Genomic DNA, 26,523 nt, shown 5'->3' with positions numbered 1-26,523 from the left:
ATATCTGGCGTTGACTTTTGGCACGCTGTTGAGTTCTCAAGGAACGGACGCTTCCTTCGTACTCACCCTCTCGGGCTTTCCTCCGGGCGCTTCCCTTCGGTCTTGCGTTTCCGACTCTATCAGATCTTTCCGATCCGATTTCCTCGGGGCCTTACTCCGCTTTCCAGAATTCCGCTTTTCGCGGCTTCCTTTCCGGCGGGGCCAAACTCTACCAGTCTTTTCTCGACCGTCTGACCACTCGTCTGCGGACATGCAGAAGCCGATCAAAGATAAGGTGACTTGATAGATGCTGCCGGGATGAAGGACGCTCGTGGGCGTCGGTCGGCCCCAGGCAGGAGTACGACAGTACATGGGGGCGAGGCTTCGGCGCAAATCGTTTGCCGGGCGCCCCTACGGCCGCCAACCGGTAGCTCTCGTGCGGAACCGGGACTTTTTATGACTTACGCTTCTGAACAGTACGCCGTCCAGGACAGATAGTGACGGTGACCATGAATCTCCGCCCCCTGGGAGGCTTGCCATGACCAGTGTGACGTCCCCTCTTGCAGGACGCGCCATCGGGCTCTCCGCTGTTCCTGACCCGGTGTTCTCCGGTGCGATGGTCGGCCCCGGCACCGCCATCGATCCTGTCCGAGAGCCCTCCGAGGCCGTCGCTCCTGTGAGCGGCATCGTCGTGTCGCTGCACCCGCACGCCTTTGTCGTCGTGGACGAAGAGGGACACGGTGTGCTGACGCACCTGGGTATCGACACCGTGCAGCTCAACGGTGAAGGCTTCGAACTGCTCGTCAACAAGGGCGACACCGTCCAGCGCGGCCAGGCCGTGGTCCGCTGGAATCCGGCCGCCGTCGAGGCTGCCGGCAAGTCCCCGGTATGCCCGGTCGTAGCACTCGAGGCCAGCGCCGAATCGCTGTCGGACGTCGCGGAGAGCGGCGACCTCAAGGCCGGCGACGCTCTCTTCGGCTGGAAGTGACGGGACACCGTCACTGACGGCCGGCAGCACAACCAACGCGGCGGCTCGGCCCGCCGCACTATCGGAGACGGGTGAGATGGAGACAACGCTTCGAGGCGTCGGCGTGAGCCACGGTGTGGCGATCGGCGAAGTTCGGCACATGGGGACGGCGGTGCTCGAGCCCCCGGCCAAGCAGATCCCGCCGGAGGAGGCCGAGCGCGAGCAGGGGCGCGCCCGTCAGGCTGTCGAAGCTGTCGCGGCCGACCTGAACGCGCGCGGCAATCTGGCGGGCGGCGAGGCGCAGGCAGTGCTCGAGGCGCAGGCCATGATCGCTCAGGACCCCGAGCTGATCGCGGATGTCGACCGTCGTATCACCGTCGGCAGCAGCGCCGAGCGCGGCATCTACGACGCCTTCTCGCACTACCGCGAGCTCCTCGCCGGAGCCGGCGAGTACATGGCCGGGCGGGTCGCGGACCTCGACGACGTGCGCAACCGCATCGTGGCGCGGCTGCTCGGCGTGCCGATGCCCGGCGTGCCGGACAGCGACAAGCCGTACGTGCTCATCGCCCGGGACCTCGCGCCCGCCGACACCGCACTTCTCGACCCCGCGCTCGTGCTCGGTTTCGTGACCGAGGAAGGCGGGCCGACCAGCCACAGCGCGATCCTGGCCCGCGCCCTCGGCGTGCCGGCCGTAGTGGCGTTGCCGGGCGCCGGTGAACTGGCGGAGGGCACCGTCGTCGCCGTCGACGGCAGCACGGGCGAGATCTTCGTCGAGCCGACACAGGAGAAGCGGGCCGCTCTGGAGGCTTCCGCCGCCGAGCGCAAGGCCGCGCTGGCCGCTTCGTCCGGCCCCGGTGCCACCTCGGACGGGCACAAGGTGCCGCTGCTCGCCAACATCGGTGGTCCCGCGGACGTCCCGGCGGCCGTCGAAGCGGGCGCCGAGGGTGTCGGTCTCTTCCGCACCGAGTTCCTCTTCCTCGACGACAGCAAGCAGGCTCCTTCCGAGGAGAAGCAGGTCGAGGCGTACCGTCAGGTCCTCGAGGCGTTCCCCGAAGGTCGCGTCGTCGTGCGGGTGCTGGATGCCGGCGCCGACAAGCCGCTGGACTTCCTGACCCCCGCCGACGAGCCCAATCCGGCTCTGGGCGTGCGTGGTCTGCGGTCGCTCCTCGATCACCCCGAGGTGCTCCGCACCCAGCTGACCGCGCTGGCGAAGGCCGTGGAAGGGCTGCCGGTCTACCTCGAGGTCATGGCGCCGATGGTCGCCGACCGGGCCGACGCCAAGGCGTTCGCCGACGCCTGTCGTGCGGCCGGTCTGCAGGCCAAGTTCGGTGCGATGGTGGAGATTCCGTCCGCCGCGCTGCGTGCCCGCTCCGTGCTGCAGGAGGTCGAGTTCCTGTCGCTGGGCACCAACGACCTGGCCCAGTACACGTTCGCGGCCGACCGTCAGGTCGGGGCCGTGTCGCGTCTGCAGGACCCGTGGCAGCCCGCACTGCTCGACCTGGTCGCGCTGTCCGCCGATGCCGCGAAGGCCGAGGGCAAGAGCTGTGGCGTCTGCGGTGAGGCCGCGTCCGACCCGCTCCTGGCCTGTGTACTGACCGGTCTGGGCGTCACCTCCCTCTCCATGGGTGCCGCGTCGATCCCCTACGTCCGCGCGACGCTCGGCAAGCACACGCTGGCCCAGTGCGAGCGGGCGGCCGCCGCCGCTCGTGCCGCCGACTCCGCCGAAGAGGCACGCGCGGCCGCGCAGGCCGTGCTGTCCGGCGAGTAGCCGCTCGGCCAGGCTGTTCCTGAGGGCGCTCCACCTGCGGGTGGGGCGCCCTCAGGGCTTTTCGGTGCCGGTCAGTGGTGGTGCCGGCTCTCCGGTGCGGAATCCTCGACCTCGGGTGCTGTGCAGTACTCGACGCCGGGTTCCGGTGCGGTCAGGTCGCCCGAGGAGGCGTCGGTGCAGTACGCGTCGAAGACCTGAGCGGCAGTCAGTTCCTTGAGGCGCTCCTCCTTCAGGCGCCAGCCGTAGACACGGTCGTGGTCGTCCGCGGTGGTCCGGACGATCAGCGCGCAGGGGCTGCCGGTGACGATGGCCAGCGCCAGTACGGTCGTAAGCTCCATCGCCGCCGTCTCCTCGAGACGGACGGTGCCGGGTGTGCCGGCGTCGATGTGCAGCACCGACAGCAGCATCTGCTTCCCCGTGGGGACACTGCAGACCCAGTGGTGGGCGCCCTCGCCGATGGTGTCGATCGCGCGGGCCACCAGGTACGAGGCGCGCGCGAACGCGGCCCGGCCGATGTCCTTCCCGCACACCGCGCAGGGGCCGGTGCGGGCGAGGACGGAGGAGGCGTACTCCCAGGTCGCCTGGCGGACGGCTTCCTCGACGAGGTCCGGCACGAGGTCGGCCAGGGGCTGTCCCTCGTACGGGAGGGAGGGGCCGGTCGAGGCGAGCTCCGCCGTGAAGCGGGTGCGGCTGGTGGGGGTGTCGGGTTCGAGGCCCGTATCCGCGCAGAATTCGGCGTACTCCTCGGGGTCGAAGAGTGCGACCGTGGTGTGTCCTCCCGCCGCGGCCTGGGACTTGAGGAGTGCTTCCACCTGCCGCAGATACGCGGTGTGGTCGTCGAAGGTGAAGCTGCGGTAGCGCCGCATCTCCGTGAAGTCCTGCTCATCGGCCAACAGGCCGATGGTGCCCGCGATCTCCCGGCGCAGGATGTGCCGCGTGCTGCTCGTCCGGCCGTGCTGTGTGTCGGTCATGATTCCCCCTGAGTGCGATCGTCGATCGATGCTCACTCAGAGTAACCGTCGGCTCTGACAATGCCGTCCGGCCGGGCTCGTCCGGCCGGACGTCGGCTCGTCGTCAGGCTCGTTTGCGGGCGATCTCCTCGTAGAACCGGAGGAGTTCGAGGTCGTCGACGGAGCCGGGGTTGACCGCCTTGTCGAAGGGGGTGCCCTGGAGCAGGCGCTTCACCGGGACTTCGATGCGCTTGCCGGTGAGGGTGTGGGGGACGCCCGGGGCTTCGATGATCTCGTCGGGGACGTGCCGCGGGGAGAGCTGTTCGCGGATGGTCCGCTTGATGCGGGCCCGCAGGTCGTCGTCGAGTACGGCGCCGGGGGCGAGGTGCACGAAGAGTGGCATCCAGTAACCGCCGTCGGGTTCTTCGAGGCCGATGACGAGGGACTCGCGGATCTCGGGGAGGCGCTCCACCGCTTCGTAGATGTCGGCGGAACCCATGCGGACGCCCTGCCGGTTGAGGGTGGAGTCGGAGCGGCCGTGGATGACGACGGAGCCCCGGGAGGTGGCGGTGATCCAGTCGCCGTGGCGCCAGACTCCCGGGTACGTGTCGAAGTAACTGTCGTGGTAGCGGCTGCCGTCGGGGTCGTTCCAGAAGCGGATGGGCATCGACGGCATGGGGTTGGTGACGACGAGCTCGCCGACCTCGTCGGTGAGGGGCTTGCCCTGGGGGTCCCAGGCCTGGAGGTCCGTGCCGAGGCCGGGGGCCTGGAGCTCGCCGATGTACACGGGGAGGGTGGGCACGGCTCCGGCGAAGCAGGAGCAGACGTCGGTGCCGCCGCTGACCGAGGCGGTCCAGAGATCGGCGCGGACCTCGTCGTGGAGCCAGCGGAAGCCGTCGGGCGGGAGCGGGGAGCCCGTCGTGGCCACGCACTTCACGCGGGACAGGTCGTGATCGCGGGACGGGTGCACGCCGGCCTTGCGGCAGGCCATGACGTAGGCGGCGGAGGTGCCGAAGAGGGTCGCTCCGGTGCGTTCGGCGATGGACCATTGCGCGCCGGTGTCGGGAAAGCCGGGGCTGCCGTCGTACGTGACGATCGTGGTGCCGGTGAGCAGGCCCGAGACGAGGAAGTTCCACATCATCCAGCCGGTGGACGTGTACCAGAAGAAGCGGTCGTCGGGGCCGAGGTCGCAGTGCAGACCGAGCTGTTTGAGGTGTTCGACGAGGATGCCGCCCTGGGACTGGACGATGGCCTTGGGCAGTCCGGTCGTGCCGGAGGAGTAGAGCACCCAGAGGGGATGGTCGAAAGGCACCTCTTCGTAGACGGGTGCTACGTCCGCGGAGGTGAGGGACGACCATGCGAGCGCGCCTTCCGGGGCTTCGGTGCCCAGGAGGGGGATGTGCACCACGGCGCGCACGGAGGGCAGCGCGGAGCGCAGTTCCGTCACGGTGTCGCGGCGGTCGTGCTCCTTGCCTCCGTAGCGGTAGCCGTCGACGGTGAACAGGACGACGGGCTCGACCTGCTGGAAGCGGTCGAGAACGCTGCGGGCTCCGAAGTCGGGGGCGCAGGACGTCCAGACGGCGCCGACGGCCGCGGTCGCCAGGAAGGCGATGGCGGCTTCGGGGATGTTGGGCAGGTAGCCGCTGACGCGGTCTCCCGGGCGTACGCCGAGGGCGCGCAGCTCTGCCGCGAGGGAGCCGACCTGCCTGCGCAGTTCTGACCAGGTGACGGTGCGCTGCTCGTGTGTCTCGTCCACGTGCAGGATGGCGGGGGTGTCCGCGCGCGCGGGGTCGTCGGCGGTGCGCAGTGCGTGGGCCGCGTAGTTCACGGTGGCGCCGGGGAACCATTCGGCGCCGGGCATGGCGCGGCTGCCCAGCACGCGCGCGTAGGGGTGGGTGAAGCGCACGTCGAACCAGTCGGTGACGGCTTGCCAGAACGTCTCGAGTTCGGTGACCGACCAGCGGTGCAGGGCTTCGTAGCCGCCCTCGGCGGGCGCTCCGTACTTGGCGGAGGCCCAGGCCTGGAACCGTGTGACCTGCGCTTCGGCGATCTGCTGCTGGTCGGGCTGCCAGAGCGGCGAGGGGTTCGCTGTGGTCATGGTGCGGCTCCTGGGAAGTACGCGGCGTGTGCGTCCTCGGCGCGCACGGGCTGGGATGTGCGCGTGACGCGGCTGACAGGACGATGCCACGTGATCGGCGGTGACACCAGGGTGTCCCCCACACAGTCCGGCTCGTGAAGATGTGCTGCGGCCACGGGTGAACGGCAGTTGAACGCGCCACGCGCGCGTGGCGCCCAGTGGCAGGGTGAACAGCATGAACGGTGGTGACCTGGTGCGCTCGGTGAAGGCGGTTTCTCTGGTGGGGACGGCCCGGGGACTGCGCGCTGTGCGGGCCTCGTGGCGGCATCGTCGGGCGGATTCCGTGGGGCTCGCGCAGCGGGGCCGTGAGCGGGCCCGGGTCCCAGGGTGCGTGGTCGGGGTGGAACCGGGGCCGGGCGGTGGTGTCGTGCGGTTCGAGCGGTCCCGGCTGCGGATCACGGTCACGGTGAGCGGCGCCGTGTTCTGGGGGTGGGACGGGGCCGAGCCCACGCCGTCCTACGGAGTGGCCGGTGGGTGCCCGGAGGCGGATCCGCGGGCTGTTCTGGAGCCGGACAAGGAGGGCGGCTGGAGGGTGGTGTCCGAGCGGGCGACCGTGGCGGTGTCGCGCCTCGGCGCTGTCACGGTGTGTACGCCGGGTGGCGTGCTGCTGCGCCGTGATGTGCCGCCGCGGTGGTGGGAGCCCGAGGGCGGCGGTGTGGCCCGCTGGGTGCAGCGGTCGGAGGTCACCGCGGACGCGCGGTTCTTCGGGCTCGGGGGGCGGGCGTCGGGTCCTCGGTTGCGTGACGGGACGTACGCCATGTGGAACACCGACGGGCGCCGTCCGTTCGGCCCGGGGGACGATCCGCTGTCGATCACCATGCCGGTCCTGCTGGTGGTCGCCGACGCGGGCACGCATCTGGTCTTCCACGACAACTCGTGGGACGGGACGGTGAGTCTGCGGGAGGGACAGGAGGGCGCGGGGTCGGGGCACGACCGGCCGGGCATGTCCGAGCTGCGTATGGAGGGCGGTCCGTTGCGCTGCTGGGTCGTGGTGGGCACGCCCGCGCGTGTTCTGCATACGTGGGCGCAGTTGACGGGTCCCGCTGCCGTGCCTCCGTCGTGGGCGCTGGGCCATCATCATGCGCGGCAGGGCGCGGGCGGCGAGCTGGAGGTGCGACGGGTTGTCGACTCCTACAAGGAGCGTGCCTTACCTCTGGAAGCGGTGCATGTAGGGATCGACCGTCGTGCCGCACGGCAGGCCTTCGCCGTCGGTCCTGAGCGGCTTCCCTCGATGTCCCGGCTCGCCGAGGAGCTGCGCGGGGACGGCGTCCGGTTGGTGTCCGTCGTCGACCCCGCGGTCAGGGCCGAGCAAGGTGATGCGGTGTTCGACGGCGGGCGGGTGATCGACGCCTTTGTGCGGGATGCGGCCGGGCGGCTCGTGCGCGGGGTCGTGGGGCCGGGTGAGGCGGCGTATCCGGACTTCACGGCGAAGGAGGTCCGCAAGTGGTGGAGCGGGCAGTACGAGGAGCGTCTCGCGCAGGGTTTCTCCGGGTTCTGGCACGACATGGAAGAGCCCGCGTTCGGTGGTCCGTCCTTGCCCCGCTCGGCCCGGCACGCTCTGGAGGGTCCTGGGGGCGACCATCGTGAGGCGCACAACGTGTATGCGTTGTGCATGGCGCGGGCCGCCTATGAGGCGCTGTGTGAACTGCAACCGCAGGAACGGCCGTTCGTGTTCTCCCGTGCCGGCTGGGTGGGCATGCAGCGCTACGGAGGTGCGGGCTCCGAGGAGGTGACGGCAGGGTGGCCCGGATTGCGGGCCTCGTTGTCGCTGGTGATCGGTCTCGGGTTGTGCGGGGTGCCGTACTCGGGATCGGACATGGGCGGGTTCGACGAGGACCCGTCCGCGGAGCTCTCCTTGCGCCGACTGCAACTGGGTGCCTACTTGCCGCTGTTCCGTACCCGTTCCGGGGAGCGGGCGGGTCGGCGGGAGCCGCGGGTCTTCGGGGACGAGGTACTGGCGCACGCGCGCGTGGCGCTGAACGAGCGTCGGCGTCTCCTCCCCTACTTCATGTCACTCGCTCATCTCGCCCGGCTGACGGGTGCTCCGTATGTGCGCCCTTTGTGGTGGGGGGCTCCGGAGGACCGTGCTCTGCGTGACTGTGAGGACGCCTTCTTGTTGGGGGACTGCTTGTTGGTGGCTCCCGTACTGGAGCCCGGTGTCGTCCGTCGGACGGTGCGGCTGCCTCGTGGACGCTGGTACGACACGGCGACCGGTGCGGTGTTCGACGGGCCGGGCCAAGTGACGGTCGACGCTCCCTTGTCGAGGATTCCGGTGCTGGTTCGGGCTGGCTCGGTGCTTCCCGTGCGTGGTGGGAGCGGGGCGATCGAGCTGGAGGTGTGGGCGCCGGAGCTCGGCCGCACGGGCGGCGGCCTGGTGGTGCCGGAGCCGGGTGACGGCCGGGAGGAGCCCGAGGTCGAGCGGTATCGGGTGCGGTGGAGCGAGGGACGGGTGGTCGTGGAGGAGGAGGGCGAACGCGCCGGTGGAGAGCCGCTTCGCCCGGTCCACGTGCGCGGTCTGCACACGGACCGGGCCGGCCGCGGGGATCACATGTAGCGGCCCTCGAACCATGCTTTGACGGCCAGGGTGTGGAGCGGGAAGGCGAGTTCGGCGGGGCGTCGCAGGAGATGCCAGCCCTCCGTCTCGTCCGTCGGTGCGCTGGCGGGCAGTTGCGCGGCCGGGCGCTCGGGCAGCACGCCGAAGAGCAGGAGGTGGCCGTCCGGGGAGCTGAGGGCGTCCACGAGGCGTACGTCGCGGGCGGCTCCGTCGATGCCCGTCTCCTCCTTGAGCTCGCGGACGACGGCCTGCCGCCAGTCCTCCCGGTCGTCGATGAAGCCGCCGGGCAGCGCCGGCTCACCGCGCGCGGGTGCGATGGTGCGGGTGATGACGACCAGGGCCGAGCCTCCGGTGTCGTAGACGGGCTGCAGGGCGATCGCGACGGGCAGCGGGTTGCGGTAGGCGACCGAGTTGCAGGCCGGGCAGGTGCGCGGCCAGCCGTGCGCCTGGGCCCCGTAGGCGGTTCCACAGCTTGAACAGTGGGAATCCGGAACGGGATTGCTCATGGGGTGGGTTGATGCGGACACGGCGCGGACTGTATCCGATCACCCGTGCGCGGTCTTCCCCGGAGGGGGCCGCTGCTGATAGATGCAGGGGCCATGACACGAATCTTCACCGTTCTCCAGAAACTCGCCGCCACGACGGCCGCCGCCCTGCTCGGCGCGGCGGCGGTTCCCGCCACCGCGCACGCGACGCCCGACCCCAAGGCGCCCAAGGAGTTCGTGGCACTCGGCGATGTGGATCCCACGATCATTCAGGAGATGCGCTACTTCACGGAGCACGACTTCGTGGGCGAGCGGATCGACGGCTACAAGAAGCCGATGTGCATCCTGACGAAGCCCGCCGCCAAGGCACTGCACAAGGCGCAGACCGGGCTTCTGAAAAAGGGCTACTCCCTGAAGGTGTACGACTGTTATCGGCCGCAACGCGCGGTCGACCACTTCGTACGCTGGGCCAAGGATCTCGACGACCAGAGGATGAAGGCCGAGTTCTATCCGCAGGTCGACAAGACGCGCTTGTTCGCGGACGGTTACATCGCGGAGAAGTCGGGGCACAGCCGCGGTTCCACGGTGGATCTCACCGTGGTGAAGCTGCCTGCGCGGCCCACGCGCCCTTACGTGCCCGGTGAGCGGTTCACGGCCTGCTACGGGCCCCAGAAGGACCGGTTCCCCGACAACTCCGTGGACATGGGTACCGGGTTCGACTGCTTCGACACGCTCTCGCACACGGATGATCCGCGCGTTCAGGGTGTCCAGCGGGCCAATCGGGATCTGCTGCGAGATGCGCTCTCGGGTCAGGGATTCGTCAATCTGCCTGAGGAGTGGTGGCACTACACCTACAAGCCCGAGCTCTTTCCTGACACCTATTTCGACTTCCCGGTCTCCCGGAGGTCGCTCACCGGACGGTGAGGAAGTCACCAGGTAGTCGCTGACCGGCCGGTGAGGAGGGCGCGGCCGGTGAGGAAGAGGGCGCGGCCGGAACCACCCCCGTGGGTCCCGGTCGCGCCCTTACCGATTACACGGACGCACAGGAGGCGCACATGGTTCTCCTACGGTTCTGCGTGACCCCTGACGTCGGACGGTTGCCCGTGACACACTTCTGACGTTCCGTCAGATCTGTTGCCCGGGAGGGACAGTGGCGCGTTCGCGTATACCTGTCGTGGCCGATTGGTTCGCTGAGGAAGGGGACGGCTTCCGTCTGCTGGGGACACGCTGCTCGGCGTGCGCGTCGGTGTTCTTCCCGCGCGAGGACGCGCGGTGCCGCCATCCCGGCTGCGCGGGCGGTGATCTGGTCGAGGTGCCGCTGTCGCGGCGGGGGCGGATCTGGTCGTACACCGACTCCCGGTACCGGCCACCGCAACCGTACGTCTCGGACCGGGAACTTCCGTGGCAGCCCTACACGTTGATCGCTGTGGAGCTAGCGGCAGAGCGACTCGTGGTGCTCGGCCAGGGGGCTCCCGGGATCTCCGTGACCGATCTGGACGTCGGCATGGAGGTCGAGGTGGTGCCGGGCGTGCTGAGCGAGGACGGGGACGACGAGACCGGCACGGCCTGGACGACCTGGCACTGGCGGCCGACGGGGGTGGTGGCATGACGGGGGACGTGGCGGTGCTCGGTGCGGGCATGCACCCCTGGGGCAAATGGGGACGCAGCTTCGTCGAGTACGGGACGGCGGCGGCGCGGGAGGCGCTCGTCGACGCCGGCCTGGAGTGGCGGGACGTGGGCTCCATAGTCGGCGCGGACACCGTGCGCGGGGGCTATCCGGGCTACGTGGCGGGGGCGACGTTCGCGAAGGCACTCGGCTGGCAGGGAGCCCGGGTCGCGAGCGTGTACGCGGCGTGCGCCTCGGGCGCGCAGGCGATCAACGCGGCGCGGGCACAGATCCTCGCGGGGCTGGCCGACGTCGTGCTCGTGGTGGGCGCCGATGCCGCGCCCAAGGGATTCTTCCGTCCCGCGGGCGGCGACCGGCCCGACGACCCCGACTGGTTGCGCTTCCGGGTGCTCGGGGCGACGAACCCGACCTACTTCGGCCTCTACGCCCGGCGCCGGATGGCCCTGCACGGCGACACCCTGGAGGACTTCGCCCAGGTCAAGGTGAAGAACGCGGCGTGTGGAGCGCTCAACCCCCATGCGCGGTACCGCACGGCGGTGACGGCCGAAGAGGTCGCTGCCTCCGCCGTCGTGGCCGACCCGCTGCGGCTGCTCGACATCTGTGCGACGTCGGACGGGGGCGCGGCGCTCGTGCTGTCCAGCATGGAGTTCGCGCGGCGGCACGGAGCACCGGACCCGGTCCGCATCCGGGCCGTCTCCACGGTGACACCGACGTATCCGAACACCGTGCTCGACCTTCCCGACATCGCCACCGACTCGGCGGCGGGCGTCGAGCCACAGGGGCCGGTCTTCCGGGCCTCGATCGCCCGCGCGGCCTACGAGGAGGCCGGGATCGGGCCACGGGACCTGTCGCTCGCGGAGGTCTACGACCTGTCCACCGCCCTGGAGTTGCAGTGGTACGAGGACCTCGGGCTGTGTGGCGAGGGCGAGGGGGCCAAGCTGCTCCGGGAGGGCACGACGTCGCTCGGCGGTCTCATACCGGTGAACGCCAGCGGCGGGCTCGCCTCCTTCGGTGAGGCGGTGCCCGCGCAGGCGATAGCCCAGGTCTGCGAGCTGACGTGGCAGCTGCTTGGTACGGCGGGCGCGCGTCAGGTGGCGGGGGCCCGGGCCGGGATCACCGCCAATCAGGGGTTGTTCGGGCACGGTTCGGCGGTCGTCGCCGTGCGCTGAGCCGCACTCCCGGAAGGACGGCCTCCGTGGCTCAAATGCCGTGCACCGTACGGTACTTGGGGGATGCCGCCCCCCGGTCAACCGTTGCGGTCCACGACCTTGACGCTCCAGTACGGCCGGTGAACACTTCCGGGTGTCAGTCGGCATCGCCGCATGTCGGCCCACCGTCCACTCGGGTCCTTGCCTGCCCTTGGGGCGCTTCCTGCCGACTTGTGGCAGGCCGGGCCGCTCCCCCCACGATCGGCGGCTGTGCGGGCATGCTCGTCACGGAGGACCGGGGCCCGCCGCCCCGGGCGAGGGCCTAGGAGCCGCCATGAGCAATGGAGACATCTTCGTCGGTGAGGTCATCGGCACCGCCATTCTGATCCTGTTCGGCGCGGGCGTCTGCGCCGCCGTCACCCTCAAGTACTCCAAGGCGAGGGCCTCCGGGTGGATCGTCATCGCGTTCGGCTGGGGTTTCGGCGTCCTGGCCGGGGCGTACACGGCCGCGCCGCTCTCGGGCGGTCACCTCAATCCCGCCGTGACCCTCGGCATCGCGGTGGACACCGGCAAGTGGGACAAGGTCTGGGTCTATCTGTGCGGCGAGATGGTCGGGGCGATGCTGGGCGCCGTCCTCGCGTACCTGGTGTATCTCGCGCAGTTCAACGCCAACGTGAGCTCGACCGCGAAGAGCACGGAGACCACGGCGGGGGCAGCGGGCACGGAGGAACCAGTCGTGGTCGCCGCGGACGAGGACGGTCCGACGCCGACGCTGGGGATCTTCTCGACGATTCCCGAGATCCGGAACCCGGTCGCGAACCTGATCACGGAGATCATCGCGACGGTCGCTCTGGTCCTGCCCATCCTTGCCTTCGGCCTGACCAAGGGGCTGGGCGAATCGGGTACGCAGGTGCTCGTCGTGGCTCTCGTGGTCGTCGGTATCGGCCTCTCGCTCGGTGGGCCCACGGGCTATGCGATCAACCCGGCCCGTGACCTGGGCCCGCGCATCGTGCACCAGTTCCTGCCCATTCCCAACAAGGGCACCTCCGACTGGGGTTACGCCCTCGTCCCGGTCGTCGGACCGCTGATCGGCGGCGTGCTGGCGGGGCTCATCTACAACGCGGCGTTCTGACGCAGCGTTCTGCGGGGTAGCGCCCGCCTCGCTCCCGACAGCCCTCGCGCCCGAACGACCGCCCCCCACGACCGTCTTCTCCCGCACGACCGTCTTCTCACGAAGGGGTAGCCATGCCCGACAACTCCGTGAAGTACGTCGCCGCCATCGACCAGGGGACCACCTCGAGCCGTTGCATCATCTTCGACCAGAGCGGCGCGATCGTCGCCGTGGACCAGCGGGAGCACCGACAGATCTTCCCCAAGCCCGGCTGGGTGGAGCACGACGCCACCGAGATCTGGTCCAAGGTCCAGGCGGTCGTCGCCGGTGCGATCGCCAAGGCGGGCCTGCGGACCGACCAGCTCAGTGCGCTCGGCATCACCAACCAGCGGGAGACGACGGTCCTGTGGGACCGGGCGACCGGCAAGCCCGTGCACAACGCGATCGTCTGGCAGGACACCCGGACGTCGGCCCTGTGCAACGAGCTGGGCGGCACGGACGGCCAGGACCGGTTCCGCGACCGGACGGGACTCCCGCTGGCCAGCTACTTCTCCGGGCCGAAGGCCGCCTGGCTGCTCGACAATGTGCCGGGCCTGCGGGCGCGTGCGGAGCGCGGCGAGATCGCCTTCGGCACGATCGACTCGTGGCTGATCTGGAACCTGACCGGCGGCACCGACGGTGGTGTCCACGTCACGGACGTCACCAACGCCGGGCGCACCATGCTGATGAACCTGGAGACGCTGCAGTGGGACGCGTCGATCCTGTCGGCGATGAACGTCCCGGAGGCGGTCCTTCCGGAGATCCGTTCGTCGGCGGAGGTGTACGGCACGGCAGCGGGCCAGCTCGCCGGGGTGCCCGTCGCCTCCGCGCTGGGCGACCAGCAGGCGGCCATCTTCGGGCAGGCCTGTTACGACACGGGCACGGCGAAGAACACGTACGGCACGGGCAGCTTCCTGCTGCTCAACACCGGTAACCGGCCGGTGCCCTCGAAGAACGGCCTGCTCACCACCATGGGGTACAAGATCGGCTCCGAGGCGCCCGTGTACTGCCTCGAGGGATCGATCGCGATCACCGGGGCGCTGGTGCAGTGGTTCCGCGACCAGCTCGGCATCATCAGGTCCGCCGACGAGATCGAGACGCTGGCCGCGAGCGTCGACGACAACGGCGGGGCGTACATCGTGCCGGCGTTCTCCGGCCTGTTCGCGCCGTACTGGCGCTCCGACGCGCGCGGTGTCGTCACGGGCCTGACCCGCTACGTCACCAAGGGGCATCTGGCCCGTGCCGTCCTGGAGGCGACGAGCTGGCAGACCCGTGAGGTCGTCGACGCGATGTACCAGGATTCCGGGGTGCGGATCACGACCCTGAAGGTCGACGGCGGCATGACGAAGAACAACCTTCTGATGCAGCACCAGGCGGACGTGCTCGACGTGCCCGTCATCCGGCCCAAGGTCTCCGAGACGACGTGTCTGGGGGCCGCGTACGCCGCCGGGCTCGCGACGGGCGTGTGGAACGACCTGGACGAGCTCAAGGCCCACTGGCAGCGCGACGCCGAGTGGTCGCCGTCCATGGACGCGCAGACCCGGGACCGCGAGTACCGCAACTGGCGCAAGGCCGTGGAGAAGAGCTTCGGCTGGCACGAGGACGACGGGGCCTGACGAACGGGCGTGACGAACAGGCGTGACGAACAGGCCTGATCAACGGGCCTGAGGAACGCGCCTGCCGTCAGCACGCGCGCGTAGTCGTGAAATACGCTCTACGCGCGCGTGCGGCGCGGTGCAGGGTGGTCCGAGCGACCCGGCACTCAGGTCACCGCGGGCTGGCGGCGCCGGGCGGCGGTCGCCGCGGCGTGCTCGACGACTTCGATGAGGACGTTCTTCACGGAGTCCTTCTCCCGCGCGTCGCACAGGACGACGGGCACGCTCGCGTCCAGGTCGAGAGCCTGACGTACCGAGTCGGCGGGGTAACGGGAAGCCCCGTCGAAGCAGTTGACGCCGACCACGAAGGGGATGGAGCGACGCTCGAAGTAGTCGACCGCGGCGAAGCAGTCCTCCAGGCGGCGGGTGTCCGCGAGGACGACGGCGCCCAGGGCTCCGGTGGCGAGTTCGTCCCACAGGAACCAGAAGCGGTCCTGGCCCGGGGTGCCGAAGAGGTACAGAACCAGGTCCTTGCGGACCGTGATCCGGCCGAAGTCCATGGCCACCGTGGTGGTGTGCTTGCTCTCGACGCCCTGGGTGTCGTCCACGGGCCGGCCCGCCTCGCTGAGCAGCTCCTCCGTACGTAAGGGCTTGATCTCGCTGACCGCGCCGACGAGCGTGGTCTTGCCCACGCCGAAGCCGCCGGCCACCAGGATCTTGAGCGTGACGGGCTCGACGGGGCCCCTGCCACGCTCGGAACGCCCGAAGATCATGGGTTGTCTCTCCTGCCTCACTGATGTGGCTGTGTGCTGTGCAAGGCCGCGTCAGAGCGCCCTGAGGCCGTCGATGACGTCCCGCAGAATGCTTTCGTCGGGCAATTCCGCGGGGGGCACGGGACGGGTCACGTGGACCAGTTCGTCGTCGACCAGATCGCCTATCAGGACGCGGACCACGCCTACGGGCAGGTCGAGTTCCGCGGCGAGTTCGGCGACCGACTGCGGGGCGTCCTGACACAGCCCGACGATGTCGACGTGTTCGGGCGACAGGGTCTGGTCGGACACGGGGTCGTCGTCGCGGCTCTCCGCGACGACGACCGCGATCAGGTCGAGGCGGTGCTGGGCCGCGCTGGTGGTGCGGCCGCGTGTCATGGCATACGGACGTACGACGGGTCCTGCCTCGTCGTCGAACCAGCGTGTCTCCTGCGTCCCCTCACCGTCTGCGCTCATTGCGACCCACTACCCTCCGGCGGGCTGATCCGTGCGCGGAGCCGTCCCCAGATGCGCGCCCACCCGCTTGACCAGCAGAGTCATCTCGTAGGCGACGAGGCCGACATCGGAGTCCGCGTCGGACAGGACGGCGAGGCAGCTGCCGTCACCGGCCGCGGTGACGAACAGGAAGGCGTCGTCGAGTTCGACGACGGTCTGCCGGACGCCGCCCGCGTCGAAGTGCCGCCCGACCCCCTTGGCGAGGCTGTGGAACCCGGAGGCGACGGCGGCGAGGTGCTCGCTGTCCTCCCGGCTGAGGTCCTTGGAGACCCCCGTCGGCAGCCCGTCCCCGGAGAGCACGAGCGCCTTGTGGATGCTGGCGACACGCTCGACCAGGTCGTCCAGGAGCCAGTTGAGCTCCCTGGAACCACCGTTCGTGGTGTGCGCGGTGGCCTTCGGTGCGGTCATCGACCGTCCCCCTCAGAAGTCGTTCCCTGTGCTGTGCCGTCGGCGCTGTCATCGCTTTCGGCGTTCTCCTCGCGGCCGCGCCGCCAGCCACGCTGGAGCGAGGCCATCCGGCTGCGTACCTCGTCCGCGTCCCGGTCGGCGGGCGGTTCGGAGACTGTCTCTTCGCGGGCCTTCGCGCGGTCACCGCGCAGGTCGGGCCCGTCCTTCAACTGCGGGGCCAGATTGGCCTGTCGTACGCGCTTGGGCAGGCCGCCAGGAGTCGCGTCCGGCGGAGCCCGCTGAGCGGACGGAGCCGGCTGAAGCGGCTGTACGGTTCCGGTGGGCTCGGCGGCACGCGCGCGCCTGCGCGGGAGGTCGGCCAGCGACGCCGGCGTAATGTCGCGCAGCCCGTCGCCGCTGTCGCGGTCGTGCCGCTCCCCCGGGTCCGCGGCGCCGCGGTCGAGGGCGGCGGGCCGGGTGCGGGTGACGGGCTTGCCGTGCGAGCTGACGAGCTTGGGGGTGCGGCGCCGCGGGAGCGGCACGAGGCCCTCCGGCGTCCCGTCGCGCTCCCCGCCCTGGCCGCTGCCGGCGGCGGGGTCGTCGGCCTGCTGGTGCTGCTCGCCGGGGAGCCCGGCGACGGGGCGGCGGGGGCGGAACAGATCACCGCGTTCGCTGTCCTCGTCGCCCAGGGCACCCGGGAAGGAGGTCATGGTCCTGTCGGACGTGGTGAGCGGGGGCTCCAGCTCGATCGGGCCGTCAAGGACCGAGGCGGGCAGGCCGGGCAGGCCGTCGGAGGTGCCGAGGCCGGGGACGACCGGGCGCTGCGCCGCGTCGGGCCGGTCCAGGCGGAAACCGGCGCCTTCGGTGTCGGGCGCGTCCGTGAGCAGCGCGTCCGGGATGAAGACGACCGCGGTCGTGCCTCCGTACGGGGACGGCTGGAGGGAGACCCGGACGTTCTGCCGCTGGGCGAGGCGGCTGACGACGAAGAGACCGAGCCGGTCGGTGTCGGACAGTTCGAACTCGGGGGTCTCCGCGAGCCGCAGGTTGGCGTCGAGGAGGCCGTCGGCGGCCATGCCGAGTCCACGGTCGTGGATCTCCAGGGTGAAACCGTTCGCAACGCGCTCGCCGAGGACCTGGACGGCGGTGTGCGGCGGCGAGAACACCGTGGCGTTCTCCAGGAGCTCGGCCACCAGGTGGGTGAGGTCGGCGACGGCGGGGCCGGTCACCGCGATCCGCGGCAGGCGGCGCACCTCGATGCGCTCGTAGTCCTCCACCTCGGCGACGGAGGCCCGCACGATGTCCATGAGCTGCACGGGCTTGCGCCACTGCCGGGACGGCGCGGACCCGGAGAGGATCACCAGGCCCTCCGCGTGACGGCGCATGCGGGTGGTCAGGTGGTCGAGGCGGAACAGGTCGGCGAGTTCATCGGTGTCGTCGGTCCTGCGCTCCATGGCGTCGAGCAGGGTCAGCTGCTTGTGCAGGAGGACCTGGCTGCGGCGGGCGAGGTTGACGAACACCTCGGAGACGCCGCGCCGCAACTCGGACTGCTTCACGGCCGCTTCGACGGCCGAGCGCTGAAGCGTGTTGAGGGCCTGGCCGACCTGCCCGATCTCGTCCTTGTCGTACTCCAGACGCGGGGCCTCGGTCTCCACGTCGACCTGCTCGCCCGCGGCGAGGCGGCGCATCACGCCGGGCAGCCGGACACCGGAGGCCTCGTGGGCCTCCAGGCGCAGACGGCGCAGGTCGCGGACGAGACCGCGTCCGATACGGACCGACAGGAACAGGGAGACGAGCAGGGCGAGGAGGCCGAGCACGCCGGCGACTCCGGCCCGGAGGAACACCTTGAGGGCGATCGGGCGGGCCCGGTCCTGGTAGCGCTCGGCTGCCGCCGTGTCGCGGTCGGCGAGTTCACCGAGGACCAGTTCCGAGGCCTTGTCCCAGCCGGCGGCGGTGACGCCCTTGGGCGTGCCGGGCACCCCGGTCACGACGGCGTTCTCCGCGGTGCGCAGCGGGTTGGTGTCGGGGCTGCGCCAGTAGCGCTGGTAGAGGGCGCGCTCGTCGGCGGGCAGCAGCGCGAGATGCGTGTCGTACAGGAGGGTGCGCTGGGCGACGAGGTCGGAGACCTTGCGCAGCTCCTCCTGGGTGAGCCGGCCGGCGACGAGGCCGGAGCCGATCAACGCGTCTTCCCGCGACAGCAGTTCGCGGGCCTCGATGACGCCGGCGACGGCGCGGCCCTGGCGTTCCACCTCGGAGTCGTCGACGGCGGTGAGTCCGAGGAGGAAGTCGTCCGTCGGCTCGATCAGGCGGGTGTAGAAGTCGAGGGCCTGGGCGCGGGTGACGGTTCCTTCGTCCACGTTCCTGCGCAGCGACTCGATGCCTTCGAAGCCTTCGACTGCGGCGTCCAGAGCGCCGCGCGCCTCGCCGTTCAGGTCGCCGCGCAGGTCGGTGTCGGCGGCCTTCTGCTTGATCCGGGACATCTGTTCGTCGGCGGCGGAGCGACGGGTCCGCAGGGCGGACTGGGCGTCCGAGGCCCGGGGGTCGGCGAGATAGACCAGGGTCTGCCGGCGTTCTTCCTGGAGGGCGCGGCCGGTGTCGACCAGCGGGTAGCCAATCGCGTCGGCTGCCTTGCCCGCCGAGAGCAACTGCATGGCGGCGCGTCCCGTGATCACCGAGGCGAAGGCCCAGATAGCCGTCAGCGACAGGAGCGGCACCAGCAACAACGCCACGATCTTCCGGCGGATGGACTTCCCGCGAAAGCGCATGGCCTCCCCCAGATCGGCCCCGTGTGGTCAGGGGCACACATGTACGGCAACAAACGGCGTGAGCCTACTACTGAGACAGGAGCAACTCGAAGGGCTGTCCGGATGCTGTCCGGTCCCGTGTGCGGCCGGGCGCCCTGAGTTGTCCGGGCATTACGGGAGATTGCATCCCGGGAATCCGGCGCTGGACGACGATCATTTTGGGACGGCGCACGACGGCAGTTGGCTGGAAATTGCTGCTTCCAGCAGCCACATCAGGGCAGTTGTCCGAATTCGGGAATCTTTCCGGCCTGCCGTGCGTCCTTATCAACAGGATGTACGTGGAGCGCGGCGCCGGCACCGAGAGGTGACATAAAGCAGAGCAAACCGGGCAGTCACTGTGCAGGCCGGTGCGGGGGCATCGGGCCATGGGCCTGGAGCGGTGGGGAGTGGCGTGATGAGCGACATGGCGGAGCAGCGGCAGCTGTGGATCGAGGAGCCGGCGAAGCGGCGCCGGATGCCCGATCCGGTGCGGACGGCCGCGGTGCGGGCCGTCCTCATCAGTGCGATCACGTTGATACAGGCGATGGTCGCCTTCCTGTGCACGCTCGCCGATTCCTGGCTGGCCTTCCCCATGGTGCTCAGCAGTGTGGCCAGCACGGTGGTGGCCACGTGGGGCGTGCTCGACGTCTGGGTGACGCGCCAGGTGTGGAACCAGCGGCACGGCGTCGTCTCGGTCCCGGCCAGCACGGCCCGCCGGCTGCGCAAGGAGCGCCGCCGGGCCCGCCGCTCGGCCCGGAAGGCGCCGGAGAGCATACGCCGGCATGGTGGGGCAGGGCAGTTGACGCATCCGTGAGCCGTACGTGACCCGTAGGCGCCGGGGTGCTATCGCAGGGTCGTGCCCGGCGCGGACGGGGCGAGTGCCGGTGTATCCGCCTCCGCGCGGGCCAGTTCACGGCGGGCCTTGGTGAAGGGGCGGGGCATGTCTACGGCGAGGACGGCGGTGGTGACCCCGTCGCGTTCGTAGCGTGCGAGGAAGCGGCCTTCTTGTGTCGAGCCCTCCACGATGCGGACGAGGTCGCTTTCGTGACGGCGCCCGGCGTACTGGATACGGGAGCCGTACTGGTCCGACCAGAAGTACGGCAGCGGGTCGGCGCGTTCCACGGTGCGACCGGCCAGCAGATTGCGTACGGCGACCCGGGGTTGGGCCGTGGCGCTGGTCCAGTGCTCCGCGCGGGTGCCGCCCACGCGGGCCACGTCGCCGACGGCCACGACCTGGGGCAGGGAGGTGACACAGCCTGCGTCGCAGAGCACAACGTCGCGCACGGCTGTCTCCGAGCCCACCAGCCAGTCGGTGTTCGGCACGGCGCCGATGCCGACCACGACGAGGTCGGCGGGGAGCGTCCGGCCGTCGGTGAGCTCCACGCCCATCACGGCCTGTGCTTCGGTGCGCGGCGCCGCGCCTGACCCGTGCGGTGCGCCTGACCCGTGCCGTGCGCCAGACCCGTGCCGTGCGCCTGACCCGTGCGGTGCGCCGAGCAGGTGCGCCACGCCCACGCCGGTGAGCAACCGCGCCCCGCCGCGCCGCTGCAACTCGGCGCAGGCTGCAGCCAGTTCAGGGCCCAGCTGCGGCAGCAGAGGCAGCGGTGCGGACTCGACGACGGTGACGTCATGACCGAGGGCGACGCAGGACGAGGCCGTCTCGGCGCCGATGAATCCGCCGCCGATGACCACGACCCGCCGGGCACCGTTCAGCAGAGCGGCGCGCAGGCCGCGGGCGTCGTCGAGGGTGCGCAGGGTGTGCACGCCCGCCGGCGACGGCCCGGGCAGGCAGCGGGCGCGGGCGCCGAGCAGCCACTCGGCGCCGAGTTCCTGGATCTCCTCGGCGTCCGACAGGGCGAGCCGGTCCTCGCCGACGCGGCCGGTGAGGAAGTCCTTGGACAGCGGGGGCCGGTCGTAGGGCTGGTGCGGCTCCTCACCGACGATCACCAACCGCCCGTCGAACCCCTGGGCGCGCAGCTCGCGTGCCGCGTACAGCCCGGCGAGGGAGGCGCCGACCACGGTCACGGTCCTCATGAGGCAGTGCCCTTCTCTTCTCTCTTCGCGTCTCTTCGCGTCTCTTCGCGGGGACCCGTCGGGACGAGAGTCAGGGTTGGAGCCGGGCAGTACGGCCGACGTACGTCAGGCCGCGCTGTCCGCCGAGACAGCGGGATGGACGTGGATCACGCCGTCCTCCACGGTCACCTGGTGGGTACGGACGGGGCGGCGGGCCGGCAGGCAGGTCGGATGTCCTGTGCGGAGATCGAATGAAGCCTCGTGGAGCGGGCATTCAACCTGACAGCCCTCCAGCCAGCCCGCGGACAGCGAGGCATCCTGGTGGGTGCAGGTGTCGTCGATGGCGTAGAGCTCCCCCTCCGCGTGGAACACCGCGATGGGCGGGACGGTGTCGACGCGGACGGACTCGCCCACGGGGAGGTCTTCAAGGCGGCAGACGGGAATCACGGGCCCCCCTCTTGTTCTCTCGATCGTCGATCGCCGGGTCCTCGATCGCTTGGTCCTTGATCGCTTAATTGTTGATCGCTTGGTTGTTGATCGCTTGCTCTCTTGAGCTTTCGAGCTTTTGATCTTTCGAGCTTTTGATCCAGGACTCTTCGGTAACATGCTGTTTCACATAGCGCACGAGGGAGCGCACTGCGCAACAGAATCCGAGTCGGGAGCCCGCCGCGTCAAGGGGTTCTCGAAGATGCGCCCCGGCAACGGGCCGCCAACTGGTGAGAGTTGAGCCATGCCCCGTAAGCAACCGCAGGTCGAACCCGGTGCATCCGATCCTTCGAGTACGTCGGGCGCGGAAAAACCGTCCAGAGGCGCCGCCGGAGCCGTCCAGTCCGTGGACCGCGCCGTGAGCGTTCTGGAGAGTCTCGCCCGGCACGGGGAGGCCGGAGTCACCGAGATCGCCGAGGAGTTGGGCGTCCACAAGTCGACGGCGTTCCGGCTGCTCGGCGTGCTGGAGAACCGGGGCCTGGTCGGGCAGGCCAAGGAGCGCGGCAAGTACTACCTGGCCGCGGGGATGCTACGGCTCGCGGGAGCGGCGGCGGTGCGCCTGGACATCTCGCAGGAGGGCGGGCCCGTCTGCCGTGAACTCGCGGACGAGCTGGGCGAGACGGTGAACATCGCGGTGCTCGACGAGGACATGGCGGTCAACATCATGCAGGCCCGCGGTGCCGCCTCGGTGACCGCGCAGAACTGGCTGGGCCGACGCACCCCGCTGCACGCGACATCCAGCGGCAAGGTGCTGTTCGCGCACCAGCCGTCGGTGATCCGCGAGGGCCTGCTGGCGCGCACGCTGCCGCGGTACACCGAGCACACGATCACCGGCACGACCGCCCTGCGGGCCGAGCTGGAGGCGGTGGCGGGGCAGGGGTTCGCCGTCGCCGTCGAGGAGTTGGAGCTGGGGCTCGCCGCCGTCGCCGCGCCCGCCCGGTCGCACGACGGCAAGGTCATCGGGGCGATCAGCGTGTCGGGGCCGGTCTACCGGCTCACGGAGGAGAGCCGGCCGGCTCTCGCCAAGCGTGTCGTGGCTGCCGCCGCCGAACTCTCGCGCCGCATGGGCCACGGCCTCTGATCTCCGCTCCCTGACCTCGGACGAAGCCGACGGGGTTCGCGTCAGCCCCCGCCCCGCCTTGACGGACCCCTTGACCGGCCCCTCGACGGACCCCTTGACGGACCCCGACCGGCGTTCCCACTATGGCTCTCACCGTCTCTCATAGCGCAATGCACCCCGCGATACGCAACAACCGCGCAGCGACGCCAGAGTTGGGCCCGCCACCTGTCCACGCCGCCGTCCCCAGCGACGTACGTCCTGAGCAGGTCGCTTCTTTAGGAGGGGCATGTCCAGCGCACCCGGAACCACCACCTCCCGCAAGGTCGTCGTCATCGGCGCCGGCATCGTCGGCTGCTCTCTCGCCGACGAGCTCACCGCCCGCGGCCTGCACGACGTCACCGTCCTCGAACAGGGTCCGCTCCCCGCGCCGGGCGGCTCGACCTCGCACGCGCCGGGGCTCGTCTTCCAGACCAGCCCGTCCAAGACGCTGACCGGTTTCGCCCGCTACACGGTGGAGAAGTTCTCCACCCTCCAGGTGGACGGAGTGTTTTGCTTCGATCCGGTCGGCGGCCTGGAACTGGCGACCACCCCCGAGCGCTGGGCCGACCTGCACCGCAAAGCGGGCTGGGCCGCCTCCTGGGGTGTGCGCGCCGAACTGGTCTCCCCCGCCCGCTGCAAGGAACTCTGGCCCCTTGTCGATGAGTCGATAATTCTCGGCGGCTTCTACACGCCCGACGACGGGCTGGCCCGCGCCGTACTCGCGGCCCGCGCCCAGCAGATGCGCGCGGAGGAGCGCGGCGCCCGATTCCTCGACCGGCACACCGTCACCGGTATCGAGCGGGACGGCGGCCGCGTCACCGGCGTGATCACGGACCGTGGCACCTTCCCGGCCACCGATGTCGTGTCGGCGGCCGGTTTCTGGGGACCGGTGATCGGCCGGATGGCGGGCGTCGACGTGCCGCTGCTGCCGCTCGCCCACCAGTACGCGCGAACGAAGCCGCTGCCGGAGCCGGCCGTTTTGAACGATCCGCACACCGACGATCCGCGTCCCGCCGGTCCGCGTCTCGCCGGCCCGTGCCCCGACGATCCGCGCCCCGCTGGTCAGTGCCCCGACGATCCGCGCACCGACGATCCGCGCCCCGAGGCGTCGAAGCCGATCCTCCGCTTCCAGGACCGCGATCTGTACTTCCGTGAACACACCGACCGCATCGGCATCGGCAGTTACGCCCACCGGCCGCTGTCCGTCGACCCGTTCGCGGTGCTCCCCTACGACGAGGCGCGCGCCCGGGACCTGGACATGCCGTCGTCGCTGCCCTTCACCGAGGAGGACTGGGCGCCCAGTTGGGAGGATTGCCGGAGGTTGATGCCCGCCCTGCGGAACACGGACATCGAAGAAGGCTTCAACGGCGTCTTCTCCTTCACCCCCGACGGCATGCCGGTGCTGGGCGAGTCACGGGAACTGCGTGGTTTCTGGCTGGCGGAGGCGGTGTGGGTGACGCATGCGGCGGGCGTCGCGAAGGCGGTCGCGGAGTGGATGGCCGACGGGCACGCAACGACCGACCTGCACGAATGCGATCTGAGCCGTTTCGAGGACGCCCAGCGTTCGCCCGCCTACCTGCGCGACAGGGGAGCGCAGCAGTTCGTCGAGGTGTACGACGTCATCCACCCGTTGCAGCCGATGGAGCGGCCGCGGCCCCTGCGCGTCAGCCCCTTCCATGCCCGGCAGCAGGAGCTCGGCGCGTACTTCCTGGAGGGCGGTGGCTGGGAGCGTCCGCACTGGTACGAGGCGAACGCCGCGCTGGTCACGGAGTCGGGCGAAACCAGCGGGGCCGACGGCACCGGTGGGGCCGGGGGCCGTGACCCCTGGTCGGCCCGCCACTGGTCGCCCGTCGTGGCCGCCGAAGCGCGGGCCACCCGTGAGCGGGTCGCCCTGTACGACATGACCCCGCTGCGCCGCCTGGAGGTCACCGGCCCCGGCGCGCTCGCTTTCCTGCACCGTATGACGACCAACAATCTGCGGAAAAAGCCGGGCGCGGTGACGTACACCCTGCTTCTCGACGAGAAGGGCGGCGTCCGTTCGGACCTGACCGTGGCCCGGCTCGCCGCCGAGCGTTTCCAGGTGGGCGCCAACTCCCCGGCCGATCAGGTGTGGCTGGAGCGGCACGCCCCGGACGACGTCCGGATGCGCGACATCACGTCCGGCACCTGCTGCGTCGGCGTGTGGGGCCCGCTCGCGCGCGCCCTCGTCCAGCCCCTGACCGGCGACGATTTCTCGCACGAGGGCTTCGGCTACTTCCGCGCCAAGGAGACGTACATCGGGCATGTGCCGGTCACGGCGCTGCGCCTGAGTTACGTAGGCGAGCTGGGCTGGGAGCTGTACACGACCGCCGATCTGGGGCTGCGCCTGTGGGACACGCTGTGGGAGGCGGGGCGGGAGCTCGGTGTTGTCGCGGCAGGCCGGTCGGCGTTCAACAGCCTGCGCCTGGAGAAGGGGTACCGCGCCTGGGGTGTCGACGTGACCGAGGAGCACACCCCGTACGAGGCGGGTCTCGGGTTCGCCGTGCGCCTGGACCGCGGTGATTTCCTCGGCCGTGCCGCGCTCGCACAACTCCCGCTTCCGAAACGGCGTTTGACCGCGCTGCTGCTCGACGACCCGTCCGCCGTCGTCCTCGGCAAGGAGCCCGTGTACCTGGACGGCATGCCCGCCGGTTACGTCACCAGTGCCGCGTACGGCTACACGCTGGGCCGCTGTGTCGCGTACGCCTGGTTGCCGCCGCTGCCGGCCGGCTCCGCCGTGCACATCGAGTACTTCGGCGAGAAGGTCCCGGCGACCGTCGCCGACGAGCCGCTGTTCGACCCGCAGATGACCCGTATCCGCTGCTGACCTGCCCCTTCGACTCCGACTTCGACTCCGACTCATCGCCCCTGACTCCGACTTCGACTCTTCGACCCTCACGTCGACTCCGACTTCGACTTCGATCAGCCTTGGAGGCCCGGTTCCATGTCCCCCACCTACGACGTCGTCGTGATCGGACTCGGCGGCATGGGCAGCGCCGCCGCGCACCATCTGTCCGCGCGCGGCGCCCGCGTGCTCGGCCTGGAGAAGTTCGGCCCGGTGCACAACCGCGGTTCCAGCCACGGTGGTTCACGTATCACGCGCCAGTCGTACTTCGAGGATCCCGCGTACGTTCCGCTGCTGCTGCGTTCCTACGAGTTGTACGAGGAACTGGAGCGGGCCACCGGTCGCTCCATCGCGACGCTGTGCGGCGGCGTCATGATCGGCCGCCCCGGCTCCCGGGCGGTCGAGGGTTCGCTGCGCTCGGCCCGGCAGTGGGATCTGCCGCACGAGATGCTCGACGCGCGGGAGATCCGGCGGCGTTTCCCGACGCTGACGCCGCAGGACGACGAGGTCGCCCTGTTCGAGCGGAAAGCGGGCTTCGTCCGCCCGGAGAACACCGTCGCCGCGCACCTCCAGCTCGCCACCGGGGCCGGCGCCGACCTGCACTTCGAGGAGCCGATGACGCGCTGGGAGCCCTGCGCGGACGGCGTCCGCGTGCATACGGCCGAGAACACGTACACGGCCGGGCAGTTGGTGATCTGCCCGGGCGCGTGGGCGCCGCGGCTGCTCACCGACCTCGGCGTGCCGTTCACCATCGAGCGGCAGGTCATGTACTGGTTCCGGCCCGGCACGGGAGTGGCGCCCTTCCGTCCCGAGAGCCATCCCATCTACATCTGGGAGGACGCGGCCGGCGCCCAGGTCTACGGTTTCCCCGCCATCGACGGCCCCGACGGGGGCGCGAAGGTCGCCTTCTTCCGCAAGGGCGCCGAATGCACCCCGGAGACGATCGACCGCACGGTGCACGACGACGAGATCCGCGCCATGGCCGACCACATGGCCGAACGTATCCCCGCCCTGCCCGGCGCCTTCCTCACGGCCGCGACCTGCATGTACACCACCACGGCCGATGAGCACTTCGTCATCGCCCGGCACCCCGCGCATCCGGAGTCGGTGACGGTGGCCTGCGGATTCTCCGGGCATGGCTTCAAGTTCGTGCCGGTCGTCGGGGAGATCGTCGCCGATCTGGCGCTGACCGGCGCCACCGGTCACCCCATCGAGCTGTTCGACCCGCACCGGCTCACCGCCGCGCCCGCCGCGGCGCCCGCTCTCTGAG

The 26,523-nt window shown here is 70.4% G+C and carries 21 protein-coding genes; 12 read left to right on the top strand and 9 right to left on the bottom strand.

What is annotated here, in order from left to right:
- Positions 1–517 precede the first annotated feature (517 nt).
- Both ABD366_RS38945 and ptsP read left to right on the top strand, forming a co-directional pair.
- Positions 518–967 (top strand): PTS sugar transporter subunit IIA, encoded by a 450-nt coding sequence (locus tag ABD366_RS38945; RefSeq protein WP_324766098.1) that lies wholly within the window; start codon positions 518–520, stop codon positions 965–967.
- A 76-nt stretch (positions 968–1,043) separates the two neighbouring features.
- Complete coding sequence (gene ptsP / locus ABD366_RS38940) at positions 1,044–2,714, top strand: phosphoenolpyruvate--protein phosphotransferase (protein ID WP_324766099.1); 1,671 nt, start codon at positions 1,044–1,046, stop codon at positions 2,712–2,714.
- A 71-nt stretch (positions 2,715–2,785) separates the two neighbouring features.
- Here the strand turns inward: ptsP and ABD366_RS38935 are convergent, their stop codons facing one another.
- Positions 2,786–3,685 carry a hypothetical protein gene (locus tag ABD366_RS38935; protein WP_324766100.1) on the bottom strand — a complete coding sequence of 300 codons (900 nt, stop codon included), beginning with the start codon at positions 3,683–3,685 and terminating at the stop codon, positions 2,786–2,788.
- A 103-nt stretch (positions 3,686–3,788) separates the two neighbouring features.
- Positions 3,789–5,762, bottom strand: a complete 1,974-nt coding sequence (locus ABD366_RS38930; RefSeq protein WP_324766101.1) for an acetoacetate--CoA ligase — start codon at positions 5,760–5,762, stop codon at positions 3,789–3,791.
- A 214-nt stretch (positions 5,763–5,976) separates the two neighbouring features.
- Here ABD366_RS38930 and ABD366_RS38925 point away from each other — a divergent pair, with 214 nt between their 5' ends.
- Positions 5,977–8,355, top strand: a complete 2,379-nt coding sequence (locus ABD366_RS38925) for a glycoside hydrolase family 31 protein (RefSeq protein ID WP_324766102.1) — start codon at positions 5,977–5,979, stop codon at positions 8,353–8,355.
- Here ABD366_RS38925 and ABD366_RS38920 read toward each other — a convergent pair.
- A complete protein-coding gene (locus ABD366_RS38920; protein ID WP_324766118.1) occupies positions 8,346–8,861 on the bottom strand; it encodes an NUDIX domain-containing protein in 516 nt (171 codons plus the stop codon). The genes ABD366_RS38925 and ABD366_RS38920 overlap by 10 nt on opposite strands.
- A 93-nt stretch (positions 8,862–8,954) precedes the next feature.
- Between ABD366_RS38920 and ABD366_RS38915 the strand changes: the two genes are divergently transcribed.
- From ABD366_RS38915 to glpK, 5 genes are all read left to right on the top strand, one after another.
- On the top strand, positions 8,955–9,764 hold the full coding sequence (locus ABD366_RS38915; RefSeq protein ID WP_324766103.1) for a M15 family metallopeptidase: 810 nt from the start codon (positions 8,955–8,957) through the stop codon (positions 9,762–9,764).
- 250 nt (positions 9,765–10,014) lie between these two features.
- Positions 10,015–10,449 carry a Zn-ribbon domain-containing OB-fold protein gene (locus ABD366_RS38910; RefSeq protein WP_411293606.1) on the top strand — a complete coding sequence of 145 codons (435 nt, stop codon included), beginning with the start codon at positions 10,015–10,017 and terminating at the stop codon, positions 10,447–10,449.
- Positions 10,446–11,636 (top strand): lipid-transfer protein, encoded by a 1,191-nt coding sequence (locus ABD366_RS38905; protein WP_324766105.1) that lies wholly within the window; start codon positions 10,446–10,448, stop codon positions 11,634–11,636. Before ABD366_RS38910 ends, ABD366_RS38905 begins: the two co-directional genes overlap by 4 nt.
- A 313-nt stretch (positions 11,637–11,949) precedes the next feature.
- Positions 11,950–12,747, top strand: a complete 798-nt coding sequence (locus tag ABD366_RS38900) for an MIP/aquaporin family protein (RefSeq protein WP_324766106.1) — start codon at positions 11,950–11,952, stop codon at positions 12,745–12,747.
- Between the two features lie 113 nt (positions 12,748–12,860).
- A complete protein-coding gene (gene glpK / locus ABD366_RS38895) occupies positions 12,861–14,381 on the top strand; it encodes a glycerol kinase GlpK (protein WP_324766107.1) in 1,521 nt (506 codons plus the stop codon).
- Positions 14,382–14,527: 146 nt separating this feature from the next.
- On the opposite strand, the gene ABD366_RS38890 is transcribed toward glpK, so the two are convergent.
- From ABD366_RS38890 to ABD366_RS38875, 4 genes are read right to left on the bottom strand one after another with little or no spacing between them, the layout of a single operon-like run.
- On the bottom strand, positions 14,528–15,133 hold the full coding sequence (locus tag ABD366_RS38890; protein WP_324766108.1) for a GTP-binding protein: 606 nt from the start codon (positions 15,131–15,133) through the stop codon (positions 14,528–14,530).
- 51 nt (positions 15,134–15,184) lie between these two features.
- A complete protein-coding gene (locus ABD366_RS38885; protein WP_324766109.1) occupies positions 15,185–15,586 on the bottom strand; it encodes a DUF742 domain-containing protein in 402 nt (133 codons plus the stop codon).
- Positions 15,587–15,595: 9 nt separating this feature from the next.
- Complete coding sequence (locus tag ABD366_RS38880; RefSeq protein WP_324766110.1) at positions 15,596–16,033, bottom strand: roadblock/LC7 domain-containing protein; 438 nt, start codon at positions 16,031–16,033, stop codon at positions 15,596–15,598.
- Positions 16,030–18,774: a sensor histidine kinase gene (locus tag ABD366_RS38875; RefSeq protein ID WP_324766111.1), complete on the bottom strand. Its 2,745-nt coding sequence runs from the start codon at positions 18,772–18,774 to the stop codon at positions 16,030–16,032. Before ABD366_RS38875 ends, ABD366_RS38880 begins: the two co-directional genes overlap by 4 nt.
- Before the next feature lie 433 nt (positions 18,775–19,207).
- Here ABD366_RS38875 and ABD366_RS38870 point away from each other — a divergent pair, with 433 nt between their 5' ends.
- On the top strand, positions 19,208–19,606 hold the full coding sequence (locus ABD366_RS38870; RefSeq protein WP_411293607.1) for a hypothetical protein: 399 nt from the start codon (positions 19,208–19,210) through the stop codon (positions 19,604–19,606).
- 29 nt (positions 19,607–19,635) lie between these two features.
- Here the strand turns inward: ABD366_RS38870 and ABD366_RS38865 are convergent, their stop codons facing one another.
- Positions 19,636–20,826: an NAD(P)/FAD-dependent oxidoreductase gene (locus ABD366_RS38865; RefSeq protein ID WP_324766112.1), complete on the bottom strand. Its 1,191-nt coding sequence runs from the start codon at positions 20,824–20,826 to the stop codon at positions 19,636–19,638.
- Positions 20,827–20,931: 105 nt separating this feature from the next.
- The gene (locus tag ABD366_RS38860) at positions 20,932–21,252 is read right to left on the bottom strand and encodes a bifunctional 3-phenylpropionate/cinnamic acid dioxygenase ferredoxin subunit (RefSeq protein ID WP_324766113.1); all 321 of its coding nucleotides are present in this window, start codon (positions 21,250–21,252) and stop codon (positions 20,932–20,934) included.
- Between the two features lie 283 nt (positions 21,253–21,535).
- On the opposite strand from ABD366_RS38860, the gene ABD366_RS38855 reads away from it, so the two are divergent.
- The 3 genes from ABD366_RS38855 to solA all read left to right on the top strand — a co-directional run bounded on the left by ABD366_RS38855 (position 21,536) and on the right by solA (position 26,522).
- Positions 21,536–22,372: an IclR family transcriptional regulator gene (locus ABD366_RS38855; protein WP_324766114.1), complete on the top strand. Its 837-nt coding sequence runs from the start codon at positions 21,536–21,538 to the stop codon at positions 22,370–22,372.
- Between the two features lie 265 nt (positions 22,373–22,637).
- Positions 22,638–25,235 (top strand): GcvT family protein, encoded by a 2,598-nt coding sequence (locus ABD366_RS38850; protein WP_324766115.1) that lies wholly within the window; start codon positions 22,638–22,640, stop codon positions 25,233–25,235.
- Positions 25,236–25,352: 117 nt separating this feature from the next.
- The gene (gene solA, locus ABD366_RS38845; protein ID WP_324766116.1) at positions 25,353–26,522 is read left to right on the top strand and encodes an N-methyl-L-tryptophan oxidase; all 1,170 of its coding nucleotides are present in this window, start codon (positions 25,353–25,355) and stop codon (positions 26,520–26,522) included.
- The last annotated feature ends 1 nt before the right edge of the window (position 26,523 follow it).

The sequence above is a fragment of the Streptomyces kunmingensis genome, assembly GCF_039533535.1.
GTDB classification, from domain to species: domain Bacteria; phylum Actinomycetota; class Actinomycetes; order Streptomycetales; family Streptomycetaceae; genus Streptomyces; species Streptomyces kunmingensis.
Note: the sequence above shows the minus strand (reverse complement) of the source record. Positions and strands in the feature narration are given on the sequence as shown.

Excerpts from the sequence above, each read along its gene's own strand:
- glpK (WP_324766107.1), top strand. The coding sequence starts at position 12,861 with ATGCCCGACAACTCCGTGAAGTACGTCGCCGCCATCGACCAGGGGACC.
- ABD366_RS38925 (WP_324766102.1), top strand. The coding sequence starts at position 5,977 with ATGAACGGTGGTGACCTGGTGCGCTCGGTGAAGGCGGTTTCTCTGGTG.
- ABD366_RS38935 (WP_324766100.1), bottom strand. The coding sequence starts at position 3,685 with ATGACCGACACACAGCACGGCCGGACGAGCAGCACGCGGCACATCCTG.
- ABD366_RS38915 (WP_324766103.1), top strand. The coding sequence starts at position 8,955 with ATGACACGAATCTTCACCGTTCTCCAGAAACTCGCCGCCACGACGGCC.
- ABD366_RS38875 (WP_324766111.1), bottom strand. The coding sequence starts at position 18,774 with ATGCGCTTTCGCGGGAAGTCCATCCGCCGGAAGATCGTGGCGTTGTTG.
- ABD366_RS38920 (WP_324766118.1), bottom strand. The coding sequence starts at position 8,861 with ATGAGCAATCCCGTTCCGGATTCCCACTGTTCAAGCTGTGGAACCGCC.
- ABD366_RS38850 (WP_324766115.1), top strand. The coding sequence starts at position 22,638 with ATGTCCAGCGCACCCGGAACCACCACCTCCCGCAAGGTCGTCGTCATC.
- ABD366_RS38890 (WP_324766108.1), bottom strand. The coding sequence starts at position 15,133 with ATGATCTTCGGGCGTTCCGAGCGTGGCAGGGGCCCCGTCGAGCCCGTC.
- ABD366_RS38900 (WP_324766106.1), top strand. The coding sequence starts at position 11,950 with ATGAGCAATGGAGACATCTTCGTCGGTGAGGTCATCGGCACCGCCATT.
- ABD366_RS38885 (WP_324766109.1), bottom strand. The coding sequence starts at position 15,586 with ATGAGCGCAGACGGTGAGGGGACGCAGGAGACACGCTGGTTCGACGAC.
- ptsP (WP_324766099.1), top strand. The coding sequence starts at position 1,044 with ATGGAGACAACGCTTCGAGGCGTCGGCGTGAGCCACGGTGTGGCGATC.
- ABD366_RS38855 (WP_324766114.1), top strand. The coding sequence starts at position 21,536 with ATGCCCCGTAAGCAACCGCAGGTCGAACCCGGTGCATCCGATCCTTCG.
- ABD366_RS38905 (WP_324766105.1), top strand. The coding sequence starts at position 10,446 with ATGACGGGGGACGTGGCGGTGCTCGGTGCGGGCATGCACCCCTGGGGC.
- ABD366_RS38865 (WP_324766112.1), bottom strand. The coding sequence starts at position 20,826 with ATGAGGACCGTGACCGTGGTCGGCGCCTCCCTCGCCGGGCTGTACGCG.
- solA (WP_324766116.1), top strand. The coding sequence starts at position 25,353 with ATGTCCCCCACCTACGACGTCGTCGTGATCGGACTCGGCGGCATGGGC.
- ABD366_RS38880 (WP_324766110.1), bottom strand. The coding sequence starts at position 16,033 with ATGACCGCACCGAAGGCCACCGCGCACACCACGAACGGTGGTTCCAGG.
- ABD366_RS38870 (WP_411293607.1), top strand. The coding sequence starts at position 19,208 with ATGAGCGACATGGCGGAGCAGCGGCAGCTGTGGATCGAGGAGCCGGCG.
- ABD366_RS38930 (WP_324766101.1), bottom strand. The coding sequence starts at position 5,762 with ATGACCACAGCGAACCCCTCGCCGCTCTGGCAGCCCGACCAGCAGCAG.
- ABD366_RS38945 (WP_324766098.1), top strand. The coding sequence starts at position 518 with ATGACCAGTGTGACGTCCCCTCTTGCAGGACGCGCCATCGGGCTCTCC.